The sequence below is a fragment of the Paraburkholderia sp. RL17-380-BIE-A genome, assembly GCF_046028085.1.
Classification (GTDB): domain Bacteria; phylum Pseudomonadota; class Gammaproteobacteria; order Burkholderiales; family Burkholderiaceae; genus Paraburkholderia.
On sequence record NZ_JARESQ010000055.1, the window covers coordinates 1 to 585 of the forward strand.

Sequence of the window (585 nt, forward strand, 5' to 3'; positions counted from 1 at the left end):
CGAAGAGTACAAGGTCAACGACGTGCTGGTGCGCGCACTGGACCGTATCCTGATCCTGCACGCGGACCACGAGCAGAATGCATCGACCTCGACCGTGCGTCTGGCCGGTTCGTCGGGTGCAAATCCGTTCGCGTGTATCGCCGCCGGTATCGCGTGTCTGTGGGGCCCGGCGCACGGTGGTGCAAACGAAGCCGCGCTGAACATGCTGGAAGAAATCGGCTCGGTCGACAACATTCCTGAGTTCATCAAGCAGGTGAAGGACAAGAACTCGGGCGTGAAGCTGATGGGCTTCGGTCACCGCGTCTACAAGAACTACGATCCGCGTGCGAAGCTGATGCGCGAAACCTGCCACGAAGTGCTGGAAGAACTGGGCCTGCACGACGACCCGCTGTTCAAGCTGGCCATGGCACTGGAAAAGATCGCACTGGAAGACGAATACTTCGTGTCGCGCAAGCTGTACCCGAACGTCGACTTCTACTCGGGCATCGTGCAGCGCGCGCTGGGCATCCCGACCTCGATGTTCACGTGTATCTTCGCGATGGCGCGTACGGTCGGCTGGATTGCGCAGTGGAACGAAATGATCGC

General features: G+C 60.0%; 1 protein-coding gene. It reads left to right on the forward strand.

Features of this window, described 5'->3' with window-relative positions; genetic code table 11:
* Window positions 1-585: citrate/2-methylcitrate synthase (locus tag P0D68_RS35500; protein ID WP_408468836.1), on the forward strand; the 585-nt coding region annotated here is incomplete at both ends.